The sequence below is a fragment of the Nostoc flagelliforme FACHB-838 genome, from assembly GCF_014698065.1.
GTDB classification, from domain to species: Bacteria; Cyanobacteriota; Cyanobacteriia; order Cyanobacteriales; family Nostocaceae; genus Nostoc; species Nostoc flagelliforme_B.
In genome coordinates this window covers 1-3,892 of record NZ_JACJSI010000492.1, presented here as the reverse complement: position 1 = coordinate 3,892, position 3,892 = coordinate 1, and the positions used below count along the sequence as shown (strand labels likewise).

Below are 3,892 nucleotides of genomic sequence, written 5' to 3'. Positions count from 1 at the left end.
GTTGTTCTGATGAATCCACCTTTCTGTGCATCTCCCAAAATCAACAGTCGCAATCCCGACGCAACAAAGAGGCATATCAACTCGGCATTGCAAAGACTGGCTGACGGTGGACGGCTGGTAACAATCACAGCCAATTGGTTCTCTCCCAATAATCCTACTTGGCGAGAAACTTTCCATCAGTGGCAAGATAAAGCGCGAGTTCTACTGTCTGTTGGGGTCAACGGCAAAGTGTACTCGAAACATGGTACACAAATCGACACCAGAATCACAGTAATCGATAAAGTTCCGGCTGATAATCACAGGCAAATCCCCTGTATTCCCGAAACCTTGCACTTGCCCGAACTGCTAGCGTTGATTGAGCATTTGCCACAGCGATCTTCGTGGGAACGCTCAGATATCAAAGCTACTACGAGAGCAAAAGTTGTTCAATTGCCATTCCGTACTACAGTTGCACAACCAGAAACAGTTTCCTCTCTTCCAGACGATGTAGTAGTGCTGGAATATGAGGTTATCGAGTGGACGGCTAATGAGGGTTTGAAAGATACCCTATATGAAACCTATCGCCCACAGCGAATCCGAATCAAGGACGCTTTACCTCATCCCTCGCTGCTTTGCGAAAGTGCAGCCCTAGCACTTGTCTCGCCACCAGCACCAACTTATAAACCGCATCTTCCTAGCAACATTATCACACAAGGCTTGTTGTCAGAGGCACAACTTGAAAGCGTTATTTACGCAGGTCAGGCGCACTGTGAATTTCTGTCTGGGTCTTATATTGTTGATGATTCGTGGGATAACGTGACTGTTGCGGCTCAGGGCGAAGAAAATGCCGTAAAATTTCGGCGTGGCTGGTTTCTTGGCGATGGGACGGGTGCGGGGAAAGGAAGACAGTGTGCGGGAATCATCCTCGACAACTGGTGTCAGGGACGAAGAAAAGCCATTTGGGTATCTAAAAGTTCTGCCTTAATTGAAGATGCCCGTAGAGACTGGTGTGCTTTAGGAGGTGATGCAAAGGACATTATCGACCTGAGCAATATCAAACTTGGCGATCCCATCCCTTTCACCCAAGGTATTCTCTTCTGCACGTACTCAACTCTACGCTCTCAAAAGAATGGCAAAAGTCGGCTTAAGCAAATCGTTGAATGGGCAGGTAAGGACTTTGAGGGAGCGATCGCTTATGACGAGTGCCACGCGATGGGTAACGCAATGGCGCAAGAGGGTAAACTGGGCATGGTTGCAGCATCCCAACAAGGCATTGTTGGGCTGCGGTTGCAAAACGCATTACCGCAGGCACGGGTTGTCTATGTCTCTGCGACTGGAGCGACGAAGGTTTCTAACCTGTCTTATGCAAATCGTCTGGGGCTTTGGCAGACTGGAGATTTCCCGTTTACCTCCCGTGAGGATTTTGTGGAATCCATTGAGGGCGGTGGTATCGCCGCGATGGAGATTGTGGCTAGAGATTTGAAAGCACTCGGTCTGTATTTGGCGCGGAGTCTTTCATTCGAGGGAGTTGAGTACCAGACTCTCTACATTGATTTAACGCCGACGCAGGAACGGAGTTATAACAGCTATTCTGATGCTTTTGGTGTTATTCACCATAATTTAGATAAAGCCCTGGAAGCTTGTAATATCTCTGGTGACAAGACTTACAACCGTGCTGCAAAGATGAGCGCGGTGTCTCAGTTCGAGTCGCACAAGCAAAGATTCTTCAATCATCTGCTGACCGGGATGAAATGCCCTACCCTGATCAAAGCGATTGAGCAGGATCTTGCTGTTCAAAATGCAGTTGTCATTCAAATAGTTTCGACTAATGAAGAACTTTTGAAACGACGACTTGATGAAGTTCCGGCTTCGGAATGGAAGGATCTCAATCTTGACTTGACCCCACGAGAATATGTGAGGGACTACTTGATGAGTGCTTTCCCCGTTCATCTTCATTCCATCCATTCTGGCGTTGATGGAGAAGAAAGATCCGAGCCAGTCTTTGACGCTGATGGCTCTCCGGTTATTTCCCAAGAAGCTGTAGCCTTAAGAGATGCCTTAGTAGACAAACTCGCCAGCCTTGATCCAATTCCTGGTGCACTAGAGCAACTGCTGTGGCACTTTGGTAACAAACAAATTGCTGAAGTAACTGGTCGCAGCAAGCGAGTTTTGAAAGATGAATCTGGACGTTTGTTTGTAGATTCACGGGGTAGTGGGGCGAATATTGCTGAAACTGCTGCGTTTATGCAGGGTGACAAACAAATCCTCATTTTCAGTGACGCTGGTGGCACAGGCAGAAGTTATCATGCTGATCTCAACGCTGTTAATCGGCGGCGGCGATCGCACTACCTGCTTGAAGCTGGCTGGAGAGCAGACAATGCCATCCAAGGTTTAGGGCGATCGCACCGCACCAACCAAGCATCAGCACCTGTGTTCAGACCTGTTACTACTAATGTCAGAGGTGAACGCCGCTTTATCTCGACTATCGCTCGTCGCCTGGATAGCTTGGGCGCACTCACAAGGGGGCAGAGACAAACTGGTGGTAATGGTATATTCGATACCAAAGATAACTTGGAATCGAACTATGCAGAGTACGCACTATACGAGTTGTTTAAGCAGATTTTCCAAGGTCGAGTTTATGAAGTTCCACTAGGTACTTTTGAGCAAATGACTGGACTCTCGCTCACTTCCCACGAAGGCGGCATGAAAATCGACCTCCCACCCCTGCGTCAATTCCTTAACCGACTACTGGCTCTACGAATTGATATGCAAAACGTGATTTTCGAGAGGTTTGAATTACTCTTGAGCCAGCAGATTGAAGCAGCGATCGCATCTGGTGTTTACGAGATAGGTGTAGAGACACTCCGGGCTGAACGCTTTACTGTTGAGAGCCAGGAAGCTGTGTACACCCACCCTGCCACAGGTAGCGTCACCAATTACTTGAAAGTGCAACGCACCCAAAGGAACCACATCAGAACTGCTGACGAGATGTTGGAGTTTGCCACTCAATATCAAGGAAGGCTCATGATCAACTCCAAGTCAGGTCATGCTGCTGTATCAATTCCGACGCATAGTATCTACGGCGCTGATGGTGGTGTTGTACCAAGAGTATTACTTGTCCGTCCCCAAAAAGAAACCCGTATACCAGTCAAAGATTTAGAATCTTCCACTTGGAAAGCGGTTTCTATTGATGCGTTTACTGCTGCTTGGTCTACTGAAGTAAACGAATTGCCCAAGTTCACAACCGATTACCTGCATTTGGTAACTGGTATTCTCCTACCCATCTGGAAAATCCTGCCACAGCAGAATAGTCGAGTATTCCGACTACAAACCAGCGATGGACAAAAGATTCTCGGTCGGGTGGTGAATGCTCACGACATTCAAACCGTGCGCGAACAACTCGGACTAAGAAATCAGGTGCTTTCTCCAGAAGAACTTGTCTCACTGGTACTCAACGAAAGATATACACAGCAGTTGCCAGGTGGTGTAACCTTGCGACGTTCTTTCATTGCTGGTGAACCTCGCATAGAACTGGTTAATGCTATCTCATTGGCAGAGCGGCTTTTAGCTGCTGGATGTTTCACCGAGATCATCAACTGGCAAAAGCGGGTATTCATTCCGGTTTCAGACAAAGCCCCAGCTATTCTAGCGGCTGTGATTGGAATCTTGGGATAAGTCAAAAGCTGATGTATTTAACATCAGCTTATTTTCGCTCAAACAAGAGTGTGATGGCCTCACATTGTGTACATACATGGTCATTAATTACACATACTATTCTTGCGTGTAATGCTACATGAATTACGGGGCAAAATGATAAGCCAATTATAAAATTTACTTTTCCACAAAAAATTCTAATTGAGAATGTTATGGAAAATAAGGTCTTGACCTAGAGCGCACTCTAGGTTTTATAGTC

1 protein-coding gene is annotated in these 3,892 nt (G+C 46.9%); it reads left to right on the top strand.

Annotated elements, in window-relative coordinates; translation table 11 throughout:
* Positions 1 to 3,654 (top strand): strawberry notch family protein (locus H6G97_RS47230; RefSeq protein WP_190947271.1); only part of this gene is annotated, 3,654 nt, incomplete at its 5' end.
* Between the last annotated feature and the right edge of the window lie 238 nt (positions 3,655 to 3,892).